General features: G+C 61.2%; 17 protein-coding genes. 11 read left to right on the top strand and 6 right to left on the bottom strand.

What is annotated here, in order from left to right:
• Positions 1–16: 16 nt before the first annotated feature.
• From QN219_RS00235 to visR, 4 genes are all read left to right on the top strand, one after another.
• Positions 17–409: a hypothetical protein gene (locus tag QN219_RS00235; protein WP_283997071.1), complete on the top strand. Its 393-nt coding sequence runs from the start codon at positions 17–19 to the stop codon at positions 407–409.
• Positions 410–796: 387 nt separating this feature from the next.
• A complete protein-coding gene (fliF, locus tag QN219_RS00240) occupies positions 797–2,473 on the top strand; it encodes a flagellar basal-body MS-ring/collar protein FliF (protein ID WP_283997073.1) in 1,677 nt (558 codons plus the stop codon).
• A gap of 835 nt (positions 2,474–3,308) precedes the next feature.
• Positions 3,309–4,046: a transcriptional regulator VisN gene (visN, locus tag QN219_RS00245; RefSeq protein ID WP_283997074.1), complete on the top strand. Its 738-nt coding sequence runs from the start codon at positions 3,309–3,311 to the stop codon at positions 4,044–4,046.
• Between the two features lie 11 nt (positions 4,047–4,057).
• Positions 4,058–4,801: a transcriptional regulator VisR gene (gene visR / locus QN219_RS00250; RefSeq protein ID WP_283997075.1), complete on the top strand. Its 744-nt coding sequence runs from the start codon at positions 4,058–4,060 to the stop codon at positions 4,799–4,801.
• 60 nt (positions 4,802–4,861) lie between these two features.
• On the opposite strand, the gene QN219_RS00255 is transcribed toward visR, so the two are convergent.
• From QN219_RS00255 to motA, 6 genes are all read right to left on the bottom strand, one after another.
• Positions 4,862–5,308, bottom strand: coding sequence for a hypothetical protein (locus QN219_RS00255; RefSeq protein WP_173511505.1), 447 nt, complete (start codon positions 5,306–5,308; stop codon positions 4,862–4,864).
• Positions 5,308–6,390, bottom strand: a complete 1,083-nt coding sequence (flhB, locus tag QN219_RS00260; protein ID WP_283997076.1) for a flagellar biosynthesis protein FlhB — start codon at positions 6,388–6,390, stop codon at positions 5,308–5,310. Before flhB ends, QN219_RS00255 begins: the two co-directional genes overlap by 1 nt.
• A 159-nt stretch (positions 6,391–6,549) precedes the next feature.
• Positions 6,550–7,581: a flagellar motor switch protein FliG gene (gene fliG, locus QN219_RS00265; RefSeq protein ID WP_283997078.1), complete on the bottom strand. Its 1,032-nt coding sequence runs from the start codon at positions 7,579–7,581 to the stop codon at positions 6,550–6,552.
• 28 nt (positions 7,582–7,609) lie between these two features.
• Positions 7,610–8,215 (bottom strand): flagellar motor switch protein FliN, encoded by a 606-nt coding sequence (fliN, locus tag QN219_RS00270; protein ID WP_283997079.1) that lies wholly within the window; start codon positions 8,213–8,215, stop codon positions 7,610–7,612.
• Positions 8,216–8,269: 54 nt separating this feature from the next.
• Entirely contained in the window at positions 8,270–9,217 is a 948-nt protein-coding gene (locus QN219_RS00275; protein WP_283997080.1) for a FliM/FliN family flagellar motor switch protein, read from the bottom strand.
• Between the two features lies 1 nt (position 9,218).
• Positions 9,219–10,097 carry a flagellar motor stator protein MotA gene (gene motA / locus QN219_RS00280; protein ID WP_173510909.1) on the bottom strand — a complete coding sequence of 293 codons (879 nt, stop codon included), beginning with the start codon at positions 10,095–10,097 and terminating at the stop codon, positions 9,219–9,221.
• A 183-nt stretch (positions 10,098–10,280) separates the two neighbouring features.
• On the opposite strand from motA, the gene QN219_RS00285 reads away from it, so the two are divergent.
• The 7 genes from QN219_RS00285 (at position 10,281) to QN219_RS00315 (ending at position 15,134) form a co-directional block, all read left to right on the top strand.
• A complete protein-coding gene (locus tag QN219_RS00285) occupies positions 10,281–11,060 on the top strand; it encodes a DUF1217 domain-containing protein (protein ID WP_283997081.1) in 780 nt (259 codons plus the stop codon).
• Between the two features lies 1 nt (position 11,061).
• The gene (gene flgF, locus QN219_RS00290) at positions 11,062–11,784 is read left to right on the top strand and encodes a flagellar basal-body rod protein FlgF (RefSeq protein ID WP_283997083.1); all 723 of its coding nucleotides are present in this window, start codon (positions 11,062–11,064) and stop codon (positions 11,782–11,784) included.
• A gap of 15 nt (positions 11,785–11,799) precedes the next feature.
• Positions 11,800–13,200: a flagellar protein export ATPase FliI gene (fliI, locus tag QN219_RS00295; RefSeq protein WP_283997084.1), complete on the top strand. Its 1,401-nt coding sequence runs from the start codon at positions 11,800–11,802 to the stop codon at positions 13,198–13,200.
• Positions 13,201–13,202: 2 nt separating this feature from the next.
• Positions 13,203–13,754 carry a flagellar protein gene (locus tag QN219_RS00300; RefSeq protein WP_283997086.1) on the top strand — a complete coding sequence of 184 codons (552 nt, stop codon included), beginning with the start codon at positions 13,203–13,205 and terminating at the stop codon, positions 13,752–13,754.
• 239 nt (positions 13,755–13,993) lie between these two features.
• Entirely contained in the window at positions 13,994–14,374 is a 381-nt protein-coding gene (flgB, locus tag QN219_RS00305; RefSeq protein ID WP_283997087.1) for a flagellar basal body rod protein FlgB, read from the top strand.
• A gap of 5 nt (positions 14,375–14,379) precedes the next feature.
• A complete protein-coding gene (gene flgC, locus QN219_RS00310; protein WP_283997088.1) occupies positions 14,380–14,799 on the top strand; it encodes a flagellar basal body rod protein FlgC in 420 nt (139 codons plus the stop codon).
• Positions 14,799–15,134: a flagellar hook-basal body complex protein FliE gene (locus tag QN219_RS00315; protein WP_283997089.1), complete on the top strand. Its 336-nt coding sequence runs from the start codon at positions 14,799–14,801 to the stop codon at positions 15,132–15,134. The genes flgC and QN219_RS00315 overlap by 1 nt, the downstream gene beginning before the upstream one ends.
• The last annotated feature ends 6 nt before the right edge of the window (positions 15,135–15,140 follow it).

The raw sequence follows: 15,140 nt of genomic DNA on the forward strand, positions 1-15,140 counted from the left end.
GACGTGAGGACAGACCATGCAGATCGACTACCAGGGCCATGCGCCTCACGCCGAAGAATCCTTGCCCGCTGTACTCATGCGCATCGTCACGGAGCTCCATGACGTCGCCTACCTCATCGAACGCATCGAGCCGCAGCTCTACGGCAATCGCGGCGTGGCCTCGCCCGATGCGTCCGAGCACGTGATGGTGCTTCAGGGCATCGACCTGGCCGTGCAGAAGACGCGTGGGCTGGCCGAATTTATCGATACGATCACGGCATCCATTCCCGACACCTGGCTTGTCGACGTGACGACCGCGGTCAACCTGGTCAAGCTTGCGGATATGAAAAAGGCACTGGGCAGCGGCATGCTGCGCCATGGCCATTCGCAGCCCTTGACGAAAGCCTCAGGCGACTTCGAAGCGTTCTGACGTCGCATTTGATCGAGTAGTCGAGGCGGGATTGTCCCTGACCCCACATTGAGGGAGATTGCCCCTCACCATGCAGCGTCCTTTGAATTGCCGCCTGTTTTGTCGTCAGATCGGCTACGATTTAAGGAAACGTGCGGTAGCCCTCTCTCTGTCAGGACGGGGAGGGGACTTAAGAACCGGCCGCACCCGTCGACGGTTCTCCCTGTTCTTCGTCAAGTTCGCGCAAGTTTCGCTGCCTAGCTTCGCATCCGGGGCTGGTAGATTCGCGCGTATTGGACATCGGCTGAAGCGCAAGCCGACACCCAGCAAACCCGAACATTGGAGCTGCGCATGGCGCAGGCCGGATGACCGGCTTGGCCGTCTTGCGATACTGGGTGCGGAAACAGAATGAATCTGTTCGATCAATTCTCGACGTTCACGAAAAACCTCGGCAATCTGGGGCAAGGCAAACTGGTCGCGCTCGCCGTGGCCGGCATCGTAGCGGTCGGCTTCGTCCTCGCGGCCGGAATCTACGTCAACAGACCATCGTTTGAAACGCTCTATGTCGGCCTCGAGCGCAGCGACGTCACCCAGATCAGCATTGCGCTTGCCGAGGCAAACATCGATTTCGACGTGGGGTCGGACGGCGGCAGCATCCAGGTTCCGGTCGGCATGACCGGCAAGGCCCGCCTGTTGCTTGCCGAGCGCGGTTTGCCCAGCAGCGCCAATGCCGGTTACGAACTCTTCGATAATGTCGGCTCGCTGGGCCTCACCTCCTTCATGCAGGAAGTGACGCGCGTCCGCGCACTTGAAGGCGAAATCGCCCGCACCATCCAGCAAATCTCCGGTATCGCCGCCGCACGCGTGCACATTGTGATGCCGGAACGCGGAAGCTTCCGCAAGGCCGACCAGACGCCGACGGCGTCGGTCATGATTCGCGCGAGCGCAACGGTTGGCCGCAGTGCCGCCGCCTCGATCCGTCACCTCGTCGCTTCTTCCGTGCCGGGGCTCGATGTCGATGACGTCACGATTCTGGATTCGACAGGACAGCTTCTCGCCTCCGGCGACGACCCGGCGACCAGCGCCCTCAACCAGTCGCTTGGCGTCGTCCAGAATGTCCAGACGGATCTCGAAAAGAAGATCGACAATGCGCTCGCGCCGTTCCTCGGCATCGATAATTTCCGCACCAGCGTGACTGCCCGGCTCAACACCGATGCGCAGCAGATCCAGGAAACCGTCTTCGATCCCGAGTCGCGCGTCGAGCGCTCGACGCGCGTGACCAAGGAAGAGCAGAAGTCCAGCCAGCAGCAGCCGGACAATGCCGCCACCGTTCAGCAGAACGTGCCCCAGGCTGCACCGCGCGGCGGCGCCGGCCCACAGTCCAGCGACGAAGCGGCGAAGAAGGAAGAGCAGACCAACTACGAGATCAACAGCAAGACGATCGCCACCGTCAAGAACAGCTATTCGATCGAGCGGCTGTCGATCGCCGTCGTCGTCAACCGAGGCCGCCTTGCGGCGATGGTCGGAGAGGCGGCTGATCAGGCGAAGATCGACGCTTACCTACAGGAAATGCAGAAGATCGTTTCGTCGGCCGCCGGCGTCGATGCAAGCCGCGGCGACGTCGTCACGCTGAACGCCATGGATTTCGTCGAGACGCAATTGCTGGACCAGCCGGTGGCCGGACCGGGCGTCATGGAAATGCTGACGCGCAATCTTGGCGGCATCATCAACTCGCTTGCCTTCGTCGCCGTTGCTTTCCTGGTTGTTTGGATGGGCATGCGGCCGCTCGCCCGCCAGATGGGTTTCGGCGGCAAGGCAGGCCAGCTGGAAAGCGAAGCGGCCGGTCTCGAACTACCGGACTTCTCTCCGGTCGGCGCCGGCGCCGGTGGGGCGCTCATGGAAGGCTTCGGCTCGGACTTCGGCTTCGACAGCACCGACGACCTGCTCAACCTTGGCGAGGAGGGCGGCAGCTTCAACCGACGCGTCAAGGAAGGACCGGAACGGCGGCTTGCACGCATGGTGGAGATCAGCGAAGAGCGGGCAGCGAAGATTCTGCGCAAATGGGCCCTGGATCGGGCCGCCTGACGACCGTCGCCAAGGCAACCACCGCTTCGCAAAAGGATCCCGCCCTAGTGGCGGGATTTTTTGTGCCCTGAAGATCTGGGTGCGAATTGCGGCTCTGCGTTGAAATATTGGCGGACCTCGAAGCGTATTGGCGGCCGGACGAGGGCATAGCGTCAAGAATCCGCCGCCGCCGCCGGAGTCTCGGCCGCTGTGACCGGGACAAAGGTTAACAATAAAGTAACATTTATAGATTCGAAGCCGCGAGCGACGCCCAGATTGGTGGCGCAATCTACTGGTGGTATTGTGCCGAATGCTCAGATTTCCATAAATATAGTTTGCTCAGGCTCAAATAAAACCAGCGATAGACGCCTTCCTATTCGTTGCATTCCTGTGGACAGACTGTCCAGGTGTTGATGCATTTCGGCAACAGGTGCCGCGCTAAAGTAAATGCCACTTTTATTTCGTTAGAAGCGTTCGGGTGAAAAGGCAGGTTTGAGCGCCGCAGAAACTGCGCTTTCAACCGCGCAGATCAAGGCGCACGCTCGTCCGGATTGTCCGCCAGGAAAATGAGTCTGTACTAAAGTTATGGAATATCAATACGATAATTTGTTGATCCCGCTATTCCTGTCTTTGCCTCTTGGATTGCGAAGCATGGGCAGGCACATGATTTCGTCAGCGAGCGTCGAAGTAAATGGCCAGCGGACGCCAGTGGTTTTTCCAGAGACGCGATGTACAGTTTAGGAACTGATTCGCGTCCTGACTTGCGGATGGCGGTGAATATCGGCTCCGGCCGATCTGTCGGCAACGACAGCAAGCGCATGTCCAGGGCGTCGAATTCGGCACGGGGGCTGAAGTTATGGACATTTCGCAGGCAGAGGTCGTCTGGCCTTTGCAGACGGCCGTGCCGCATAGGTGCGGCCGGGGGATTTCGAGGGAACAATTGATCCGGCGGCTCGCCGAAACCGCCGAGCGCGGTGGTTTCGCAAACGCACTTGCGGCGCTGACGGAATATGTTGGCGCGACCCACTACCTCCTCGCTCGCCACGAGCTTTCTCAGGACAGTGGGCTCGATTGCATTGTCTGCTCCGACTGGCCGTTCGATGTTGTGCGGAGATTGGCGGCTATCGTCGTGGGCTTGAACGCCAAGACGACAGAACTGGAGAAGTGTCTTGCAGTTCTGCAGCCGTGCTTTCACGCCATGCCGGACGATGTAGACCTGCCGCGCGGCGTCAGCCGGGAATATTGCGCCGTCGCTTTCAATGTCGGACGAGCGCGGTTCTCGCTCATGCTCTTGTTCCCCGCAGATGTGATCCTGTCGCAGGAGGGCCTGCGCGATATCGCACTGCTGGCGGCCTATGTCGCAAGCCTGAAGACCAGCGTCGATGTGCGGCAGGAGCGCGAATGCGAGCTGACCGAGCGTGAAATCGAATGCCTGTTCTGGATCGCTGAAGGCAAGACGAGCGAGGAAATCGCCGTCATTCTCGGCATATCCCGCAATACGATCAACAACTACATCACCAGCGTGATGCGAAAGACCGCGACGCGAACGAGGTCGGAAGCGATCGCCCACGCCGTTCGCAACAATCTCGTCTAGGGGAGGCACCGATGGTTCATTTTGTCACTGGCAGCCGCCCCGACGACGATAGCCGGCTGGGCAGGAACGGGCGAGCGGCGCGCGCGGCGACGCTGGTGACGCGGCTGCAGGTGATGCAGCGGCACATCAACGCGAAGAACTTCGCCGTCCTGCGCGTCAATGGCAGGGGCTTGCCGACGGCGCGCAAACTCACCTGTGTCCTCCACAATTGGGGCACGGCGTGTGAGACGAATGCCCGCGATCTTGTCGCTGTCTATGGCGAAGAGCTGCTGGCGCACCTTGACCGTTCTCTGCTGCCGGTTTTGTGGGACGGCTTGGGTGAGCACCAGACCGCCGAATCCGCCGATTTCCGCCCGTTCGCGCACCGGCTGGCGGGGCGAAAACTCATCTATTCGGGGATCGCTTTTCCAGTGCGGCTCGGCGCGCAGGGCAACGGCTATGTCGTCTTTACCGGCAGCTACATCGATGCGTCCAGCGAGCAGGTCGTCGACCTCCACAGTCGCAGCTGCAACATCATGACGGATATGCTTGCGGCGGACGAAAAACGGCTGTTTCAGGCAGAAGCGCTCAGCGATCGCGAGATCGCCTGCCTGCAGATGGCCGGGGACGGCCACATCAGCGAGGAAATTGCCGACAAGATGGGCCTCTCCGTGCACACGGTGAATGCCTATCTCGGCGCCGCCACGACGAAACTCGATTCCGTCAACCGCATCCAGGCGATCGCCAAGGCCATACGTCTCGGCTACATCAGCTGAGGGACGGGAACGCTCTGGCCGGAATGCCATGGGCCTGCAAGACCGACTTCCCATCAGTCACTAGCTGGCGAGTGGAAGAGCATAGGATTTGACGAATTTCGCCTCTTCCAAGCTTTTCGCGAGGAAGGCAGTGTTTTCGTCTGCATCCGTGGAAGGATGCTGAAAGCTGATATGGCTGATCTCGACGCCGGCAGTGTCGTTGCCGAGGGTAAGCCGGGCGTAGACAGTGACGCCGCGCGGTTTCAGTTCCAGGTCGAGGACGATCTCCGGGGCGCTGTCCCAATCGAGATTGTAGTTGCCGCCGAGGCCGAAATTCACCGTGCCCGGCAGAAAATAGAGTTCCGCGGCAGACTCCACGAGGTCAGCGAGGCTCGCATGGGACTCGAACCGTAAGAGTGCGATGAAATCCGCTGCGTCGACCAGACGCAGTTCCGTCGCCACCGGACGGATTGCCTCCGCCACTATCTGTTCGCGTTTTTCGGAGAATTCGCACTTTTTCATCGAGATCACGTCACCCGTTTTTGTTGCGGCTGAACTGCATAAACCCGGTGAATGAGTTCGGCGACTGCCTTGTAAAACACCGGTGGAATCACACTATCCACCGAGACTTGTGCAAACATGGAGCGTGCAAGCGGCGGATCCTCGAAGACCGGAATGCCGTTTTTCTCGGCAAGTTCGCGGATCTTGAGTGCGACCAGATCCTGGCCCATGGCAACCACCACCGGCGCATCGTTTTCCTCGCGCACGTAACGCAGAGCGACGGCATAATGTGTCGGGTTCGCAATCACCAGTGTTGCGCGCGGGACGGAGGAAATCATGCGCTTGCGCGCGCGGTCACGCTGGATCGAGCGCAGCCGCGACTTGACGATCGGGTCGCCCTGGGACTGCTTCAGTTCCTCCTTTACCTCCTGCTTCGTCATCATCAGTTCGGTGTACCAATGGTGCCGGGTCCAGAAGAGGTCGACGATCGCAAGCACAGCCGTCGCCAGCAGGATGACGATCATGATCTGCTTGAGGTCGGACGTCATCGCCGTGAAAATCGTCACCGGGTCGGAGAACATCAGATCGAGGGCGGCGAAATAATCGTTCCACAGAACGAGAACGACGATGATCGAAACGACGATGACCTTGAACAGGGACTTGCCGAACTCAACGAGCCCCTGCACGCCGAAGATGCGCTTGAAGCCGGCCGCCGGCGATATGCGGTTCATCTTCGGCTGAATGCGATCGAGGACGGGGCGGGGGAGATTCTGGAAAATCGACGATCCGACGCCGAAGATGATGAGCAGCACGAAGATCGGGACGAGCAGCGCCGCCGATTTCAGGAGGATGTGCGAAATCAGCGCGACGACGTCGGTCGATGTATCCAGCCGCCAGGCTTCCGGCTGCTCGAAGATGTCCTTGAGAGCCTCGGCGACGCTGGCCGCACCATCCGACAGAAAAAAAACGACGAAAATGTAGATCGCCAGCGTCGAAGCGAACACTGTCACTTCGCGGGAAAACGGGACGTTACCCTTGTCGGCGGCATCGGAGAGCTTCTTCTCCGATGGCGCCTCGGTTTTGCTGTCCTTGTCCTGATCATCCGACATGAAACGCGAAGCCCCCGGCGGTTGCTACATCGAGCGATCACGCGACCTGCCGCGACGCTCTCCTCATGTCGTGAACCGGGAAGCTCTGACGTGCAAGGGTCTGGCGATCCCGGTGGGGCCGGCTCAACAGGAATTATGGAGCCGCGATCGCGACAGGCCTCAGGCGGCCTCCTTGTCCTTGTCCTTGAGCTCCAGCTGTCCGCTGGCGGCGAGGCGGATCGCTTCCTGCGTGATCGACCGCCTGGCGATCGCGATGTCGCGGGGGTTGATGCCCGCATCGCCGACGGCCAAGTCCGATTCGATCATGCGGCGCTGGCGGGCGCCGATCGACGCGAGGATCGATTCGCGCAGTTCCGGCGCCGAGCCACGAAGCGCCATCGTGATGATGTCGGTGGAGACATCGTTGAACAACTGTACGCGGCTTCTTTGCGGCATGAAGAGAATGTCGTCGAAGAGGAAGATCTTCGGCCGGACTTTCTTGGCCGAGTCCGTGTTGATCGTCTCGAGCGAGGCGAGCAGGGTGTCGACCTGCCCCTTTTCGAGTTCGTTCATGACCTCGGCGATCTTGGCCGGTCCGGGCGAGTTGCGCTCGGCTTCCATCTCGTCGATCATTTCCATCACGCGCGCTTCGATGATCGCGGCTGCCTTCGGGCTTACGTTCTTTATGTTGACGGCGCGGTTGAGGATATCGGGCCGTTGCGTTTCCGAAAGCTGCAGCAGCACCTTGGCGCCGAAGCTCGATGGCATCATCGACAGGACATAGGCAATGGTCTGCGGATGCTCCTTGGCGAGCGACTGGGCGACGAGCACCGGATCGCAGTCCTGGAGACGGTCCCAGATATTCGCTTCGTAGGATTGGAAGGTCGCCCGGCGTCCGAGCAGGCCGTCGACCTCGTCCGGGGTCAGTCCTTCTTCCAGAATGCTTTCGATCGCCCGGGCATTGTCCATCAGGCCCGCGCCTTCGGTGAAAAGGTCCTCGAACTCGTTGACGAGCGTTTCGAGTTCGTGGGGCGGGATGGCGCGCAGCGACTGCGCCGCGGCGATGATCGCCTGCAGCTCGCTCTGGGTGAAGAACTTCAAGAGCTTCCCGGCCACGGACTTGCCCATAGCGAGCAATACGGCGGCCGCTTTGTCTGTCTGGCTCAGCGGATGTGCCGGCGTCTGCGCCCCGAAACTTTCGAAATCCATCATGGATTTATCCCTCGCCCCTTCATCGGGCCTATGACTTCTTGCTTCCCTTGATCTCGATGAGCTTGACGCCGAAACGGGTCACATCGCCCTCGAGAACGGTAATTTCACCACGGCCGATCACCCGGCCATTGACCATGATTTCGACCGGCTCCCCGATCCTGCGATCGAGCGCGATCGTTGCGCCTTCGGCCAGGCCCATAAGCCCGGAAACTTGCATCCGGCTGGTGCCGAGCACGATCTGGACATCGATCGGAATGTCCATGATCAGATCGAGATTGGCCGTCATGCCGCTGCCGGGCGCGGATTCGGTCGCCGGCTCCGCGACATCGAAGCCGCCTTCGCCGAAACTGCCGCCGGCGTCGAAAGCGCCGTTCATTCCGGCACCGGCGAAGTCGCCGCCAAAGCTATCCGCGCCGAAGTCGCCGCCGAATGCCCTTGCGGTATCGGTCGCGCCGCCGAATTCTGTTGCCATGTCCAGCGCGCCGGTGGAGCCGAAGTCGGCGCCAAAATCCGCTGCCTGCTCGCCATCCTTCTTGAGAACGCCGCGCAGGTCGTCGATCGCCTGGTCGAGCTCCGTGTCTTCGACGGCGAATCCCGCCGGTTCCTGGATGGGTGCTGCTTTCTTGGGTGCCATGTGCGAATTATTCCAGTTGAAGCTTGCCTCAGGCATTCTGCCGAGAGGCGGCTGTTAACCCATGATGTGGCGGAGGATGTCCTGTTCGGAGCCATGCGTGTCCTTGATCCGGACCGTATATTTCGCCCCCGACCGTCCGAACTCGCAGACATAGAGCTCGCGCCCGTTGGCGTTTACGTCGACGCGGACGTCCTGCCCGTCATGAAACGGGATCACGTCTCCCGGCTGCAGGCGGCTGATCGTGTCGAGCGTCAGGCTTTCCAGCCGGACGCGCGCCTCTAGCGTCACAGCGGAGCGACGAACCTGTTCTTCGAGCTGCTCCGTCCATTCCGACTTTGCCTTGTCATCCTGACCGGCGCCTTTGGGCGGGACGATCTGCGTCTTGAGGAGAACGCTTTGGGGAACGATCACCGAAAAGGTTGAGAGCACCGGGCCGAGCCCGATCGTCATATCGATCGTGGCCGCGTGAATATCCTCGATCGCGGGATCCGGTTTGAGGCGAGCTTCGCTGTTGTATGGGCGGCTGACGACGGGCTCGAAGCCGCCCGGCGCGTTTATCGCCGTATGCAGCACGTCGGCGATCTTTTCGAAGATCGGTACTGCGACGTCGATCTCGATCTGCGACATCGAACGCGGCTGAGGCTCCCCGATGCTCGTGGTCTCGGCGCCGAGCAGGGCTTCGACCAGGGTGATGAGAACCGGGCTGTCGCAACCGATCTGGAAATCCTGGCACCAGTTGCGCAGCGAAACGTCGGCAAGCAGGACGCCGTCGCCGAGACCCGCGACAAGTTCGTTCCTGAGGCCGGTCTTGAAACCGGCATAGCCGATCGCAATGTCGTGCCCGATCTCAGCCCTGTAGATACCGGGAAGCAATTCGCCGAAGACCTGGCCGAGTTCGAGTGCGATCCGGCCGAGCATGTTGTTGTCGCCGAGCGCGCCGATCATGCGCGCAAGCAGCCTCTTGTCGAATGTGTGGACGTTCGATGCGGTGCCCGAGTTCATGTTACGCCGCCTTGCTTTCGCTGCCGCCGCCAGGGTTCATCATCTCCTGTTCGACGGCGTCGATCGACGGCCGCTCATAGGCGGAGATGGTCTTGCGGCCATATTCGAGCGCGACCTGCGGGACCGAGCCGTTCATGTAGGCAAGCAGCGTCTGCTTGACGATGACGTAGAGGCGGTTCTGCTTCTCGCGCACCGCCTTGATGTTTGCGACGAGCGGACCGACGATCGAATAGGAGAGGAACACACCCAGCAACGTTCCGACGAGTGCGGCGGCGATCTTGGCTCCAAGCACTTCCGGAGCTTCGTTGATCGCGCCCATCGCCTTGATGACCCCAAGAACCGCTGCGACGATGCCGATCGCCGGCAGCGCGTCGCCCATGGTTGTCAGCGAGTGGTAGCACTTCATCTTGTCGTGCGTGATTGTCTGGATTTCCTCGTCCATCAGCGCCTCGATCTCGTGCGAGCGGGCGTTGCCGATGATGATCAGCCGGACATAGTCGCAGATGAAGGCGGTCAGTTCCTTGTTCTGCAGGACTGTGGGGGCGGACTGGAAGATCGACGACTCTTCCGGGTTGTCGATGTGGCTCTCGATCTCGTTGCGGGATTTGGTTCTGAGATCGCGCATCAGGCTGTAGAGCACACCGAGCGTATCGAGGTAGTGCCGCTCCTTCGGGACCTTGTGCCGGAAGGCTTCGCCGAGCGCCCTGCCGGTGTCTTTCACCACCTTCATCGAGTTGGCCATGATGAAGCCGCCGATGCCGGCACCGCCGATGATCATCAGCTCGAAAGGCTGGTTCAGGACTTCCAGGTGGCCGCCCATCGCCAGATATCCGCCGAGGATACAGCCGAAAGTCACAAGAAGCCCGATGATGATGTTCATTGTCGATACCTGTCGCGATCGTGATTTTCCGTTGATGGAATAGGATTTCATCCTTGCGTGAGGCTGTTCGTGAGGCCCCGTTGAGAGCCGCGCGCGGAACAGGTTCGCGCAAGCCAGTCAGGTCAGGATTTGCGAGGTCGGGCCGTCGCGCCCGGCTTTTATTCCGGACAGGGCGAAGCGATCGTGACCACGACCTATACGAGCTACAAGCTGATCACCGCCGATCTGACGAAATCGCTGGAGCGCGTTTCCGAACAGCCGGACGTCGCCCGCGAGACGGAATATTACCTGTCGAAGATCGGCAGCATCAAAACCATCGACGATTTCTTCGCCGACGGCCGGCTCTACAACTACGCGATGAAGGCGCACGGTCTCGAAGACATGGCCTATGCGAAGGCCTTTATGCGCAAGGTGCTTTCCGAAGGCATCGACAGCGACGATGCCTTCGCTAACAAACTGACGGATGGCCGCTACAAGGCGCTGGTCGAATCCCTGAATTTCGCGCGCAATGGCGAGGCGGCGACCTCGTTCGATCGCGCGCAAAAGGGCGTAGCCGACAAATACGCGCGCCAGACGCTGGAACAGAACGCCGGCGAGGAAAATGCCGGAGTGCGGTTGGCGCTCTATTTCTCGCGCATGGCGCCGACTATCACCAGCGGTTACGCCATCATCGCCGACGAGGCGCTGGCACAGGTCGTGCGCACCGCTCTGCAGTTGCCCGACGAGTTCGCAGCGACCGATGTCGATCGCCAGGCCGAAGCCTACGAGGCGACGATCGATCTCAAGGACTTCCAGGATCCCGAAAAGCTGGCGGCGTTTCTCGACCGCTTCACTGCCCTTTGGGAAGTCAACAATTCCACGGACAGCTACGATCCGCTTGCGGTTTTCGGCTCATCGAGCGGCTACGGCATCTCCTCCGATCTGCTCCTGTCCATCAATAGCCTGAAACTCGGGGGACGCTGACGTGCAGACTGGTCTCTATGTGGCGATCTCATCGCAAATGGCGCTCGAAAGGCGCCTGAATACGCTCGCCGACAACATAGCAAATTCCAATACCGTCGGCTTCCGCGGCGCGGAAGTGAAGTTCAACCAGATGCTCGGCGACACCAAACCGACCAAGATTTCCTACGTTTCGGAAGGTGAGGAATACATCAACACCAATACAGGATCGCTCGCACGCACCGGCGCCTCGCTCGACTTCGCGATCAAGGGAGACGCCTGGTTTTCAATCGACACACCCGGCGGCCCGGCATTGACCCGCGATGGCCGGTTCACGCTGACGGAGACCGGCGAGCTGGTCACCATCAAGGGCTATCCGGTGCTCGACGCCGGCGGGGCACCGATCCAACTGAACGGTGGAGCGGGCGACATCACCGTCGGAGCCGACGGCTCCGTTCATCAGAACGGCAATCAGGTCGCGCTGCTTGGCCTCTACGAAGCGGACTTCAGCAACGGCTTCATGCGCTACGACAACAGCGCCGTCATGCCGACAATTCAGCCGGAGCCGGTGGTCGACCGCTTCGATGTCGGGGTGATGCAGGGCTTCCTCGAAGAGTCGAACGTTAACGCCATCCAGGAGATGTCGCAGCTTATCATGGTCACCCGCGCCTTCGACAACATCACAGCCCTGATGCGCGACAGCGAGGGATCGCTGGAAGAGGCGATCAAGACGCTGGGCGGCAGCTGATAAGTGACGACAACCATGAAACGCGAAGGCGTTGAAACCCTCGCCGCATCGATCTCGCTGGCGGCGCTCGCCGGGCTGGTCGAGCGTTACGCTAAGCCGGAGTTTTCGATCGCGCCGGGCGGTCACGTCCAGACGATCTCGCCCGGCCATTACACCGTTACCGGTCTTTCGCGCCATGTGCGGCTCGGTGATTTCGTTGCGCACAAGAGCGCCACGGGCACCCATCTCGGCGAAGTCGTCCGTGTTGAGCCCGAGCGCGTGGTCGTCTGCCCGATCGAGCCCGGCGATCCGATCGGCATCCACGATACGGTCATACGCAAAGGTGCCTTCCGGATAGCGCCGACGGAAAATTGGTGCGGCCGCACGATCAATGCGCTGGCGGAGCCGATCGATGGCCTCGGACCGCTGTTGCAAGGCGACGTTCGCCGCTCGATCTCCAACACCGCGCCGCCGTCGATGACGCGCAAGCGCGTCGAGCATGGTTTCCGGACCGGCGTGCGCGCCATCGACATTTTCTCCCCGCTCTGCCTCGGGCAGCGCCTCGGCATCTTTGCGGGCTCCGGCGTCGGCAAATCGACGCTGCTTTCGATGCTGGCGCGCGCCGACGCGTTCGACAAGGTCGTGATTGCGCTGGTCGGCGAACGCGGCCGCGAAGTTCGCGAATTCATTGAGGACACGCTCGGCGACAATCTTTCGAAATCGGTCGCCGTCGTCGCGACCAGCGACGAAAGCCCGATGCTGAGAAAGATGGCGCCGCTGACGGCCGTCACGATTGCCGAACACTACCGCGATAAGGGTGACAACGTGCTCCTCATAGTCGATAGCGTGACGCGCTTCGCCCACGCAATCCGCGAGGTGGCGACCGCAGCGGGTGAGCCGCCGATCGCGCGTGGTTATCCGGCTTCCGTTTTCACCGAGCTGCCCCGCTTGCTCGAACGCGCCGGTCCCGGCGTCGAGGGAACCGGGACGATCACCGCTATCATTTCGATCCTGGTGGATGGCGACAACCATAACGACCCGGTTGCCGACTCGACGCGCGGCATTCTGGACGGGCATATCGTGCTTGAGCGCAGCCTGGCGGAGGAGGGGCGCTATCCGCCGATCAATCCGCTCGCCTCGATCTCGCGCCTTGCACGGAAGGCCTGGACGCCGGACCAGGAAACGCTCGTGGCCCGCCTCAAGGCGCTGATCCATCGCTTTGAGGAAACGCGCGATCTGCGCCTGATCGGCGGATACCGTCCAGGCGGCGACGCCGATCTCGATATGGCGATCAAGCAGGTGCCGGTCATCTATGACGTGCTCAAGCAGACGCCCGGCGAAAGAGGCGCTTTCGACGCCTTCACCGATCTTGCGAATGCGTTGAAGGCGGCCGCCATGGGCAATCAACCTGGCGCCGCTGTGCGGGGGAGGGGGTAGGAATGACCGACTATGACGCAGACGAGATCGTCCGCCAGCGCCGGCGCGAGGCGAAGATGCCGCTGGTCGACAAGGTTCTGGGGGCGACCGGGCTGGCGATGGCTGCCTGCGCGACCTTCTTTCCTTGGTACGCAGTCTTCCACCAGGAAGAGTTTTCAATGCCGCCGCTCTGGGAGAGCGCGACGCGGGACCTGCCGGAGCGCGCGGGCCGCGCGGACGTGCCGGCTTCGCCGCTGGCAATGAAGGACATGGACGACAAGACCCTCGCCGCAGTCGACCGGCTGACGACTGCAACCGTGCCGGGGCTCGGACAGGAGCCGGCCACCGGGGAGGGCGAGCAGAGGGCCGTTCCCGCTCAGCCTCTTCCCGAAAGATCCGGGTTCAAGCTCATGCACATCGCCAACGGCCGGGCGCTCATCGAGGACCGGGGCGGCGTGTATATCGTTCGCATCGGCTCCATCCTTCCAGACAACAGCCGACTCGCGACCTTCGAGCAGCGCGACGGCCGCTGGGTACTGATCACCTCCAAGGGGGAGGTCTACGAGCCGAACTAGGCGGCGACGGAGCCGTCTTCCCGAGCGTTCCGAGATCGCCGCGACGTCTTGAAGTGCCGGCACGACCGCGGCGGACATGCGGGACGACCAAAACGTGCGTAGCGGTTTTTCGTCCGGAATTGCCGCCCATCCGTCATTTGCGTGAGCGACCCGGCTCATTCCCGTCTGATCCCGCATCCCCGACAAGTCCCACGCAAGATTACCTGCCTAGGTTCGTCATCATCAGGCAGGAGCTTTTGATGGAACCGATTCAGCTTTTCGAACTTGCGTCGCGCCAGGCCCAATGGCTGACGGTTCGTCAGAACGTCGTGGCCGGCAACATCGCCAACGCTAATACCCCACACTACAGGGCGAAAGACGTAGAACCCTTCGAAAGCGTGCTGCAGAACACCGGCATTCAGATGGCGGCGACGCACCGCGCGCATTTCACCGAAAGCCCCGATGCGGCCCAGGTCACAGAAGTCAGCATGATCGATGACGTGCAGGTGCAGCAATCGGGCAACAGCGTGGCGATCGAGCAGGAAATGATGAAGGCCGGTGAGATCAAGCGCGACTACGAGCTCAATGCCGGGCTCGTGAAAGCCTTTCACCGGATGATGCTCATGACGGTACGGAAATAAGAATCATGGATCCTTTGACTTCGGCCCTCAAGGTTTCGGCCTCCGGCCTGCAGGCGGAATCGACCCGCCTGCGCATCGTTTCAGAAAACATCGCCAACGCCCGCTCGACCGGCGACACGCCTGGTGCCGATCCGTTTCGGCGCAAGACCATCAGCTTTGCGGCGGAAGTGGACCGGACGAGCGGGGCATCGCTCGTAGAGATCCAGCGCCTTGGCACGGACGATTCGAATTTCAACATCGAGTTCGATCCCGGCAACCCGGCGGCCGACGAAAAGGGCATGGTCAAGATGCCGAACGTCAACGTCCTGATCGAAATGGCCGACATGCGCGAGGCCAACCGCGCCTATGAGGCCAACCTGCAGACCATCAAACAGTCCCGCGATCTTATCTCCCAGACAATCGACCTGTTGAGGGCTTCGCAATAATGATCGATGCAATCCAATTCGTCGGCGCGTTTTCGGCCATCAGGGAGACGGAAGGCACGAGCCTGACCGCTTCCAGCTCGCTCGTCGCGCCCGGCGCCGGCGCTTCCGTCCCGCAGTCGCAGAGCTTCGCCGAAGTCCTCGGCAATATGGCGACCGACACCATCCGTTCGATGAAGTCGGCCGAAGGGGCGTCGCTGCAGGCCGTCCGTGGCGAAGCCAATACCCGTGAAGTTATCGACGCGGTGATGAGTGCGGAACAGTCGCTGCAGACCGCACTTGCCATCCGCGACAAAGTGGTGAGCGCCTATCTCGAAATCGCGCGCATGCAGATCTGAAGGAAC

The sequence above is a fragment of the Sinorhizobium sp. 8-89 genome (assembly GCF_030124325.1).
In the GTDB taxonomy this organism is placed as follows: Bacteria; Pseudomonadota; Alphaproteobacteria; order Rhizobiales; family Rhizobiaceae; genus Sinorhizobium.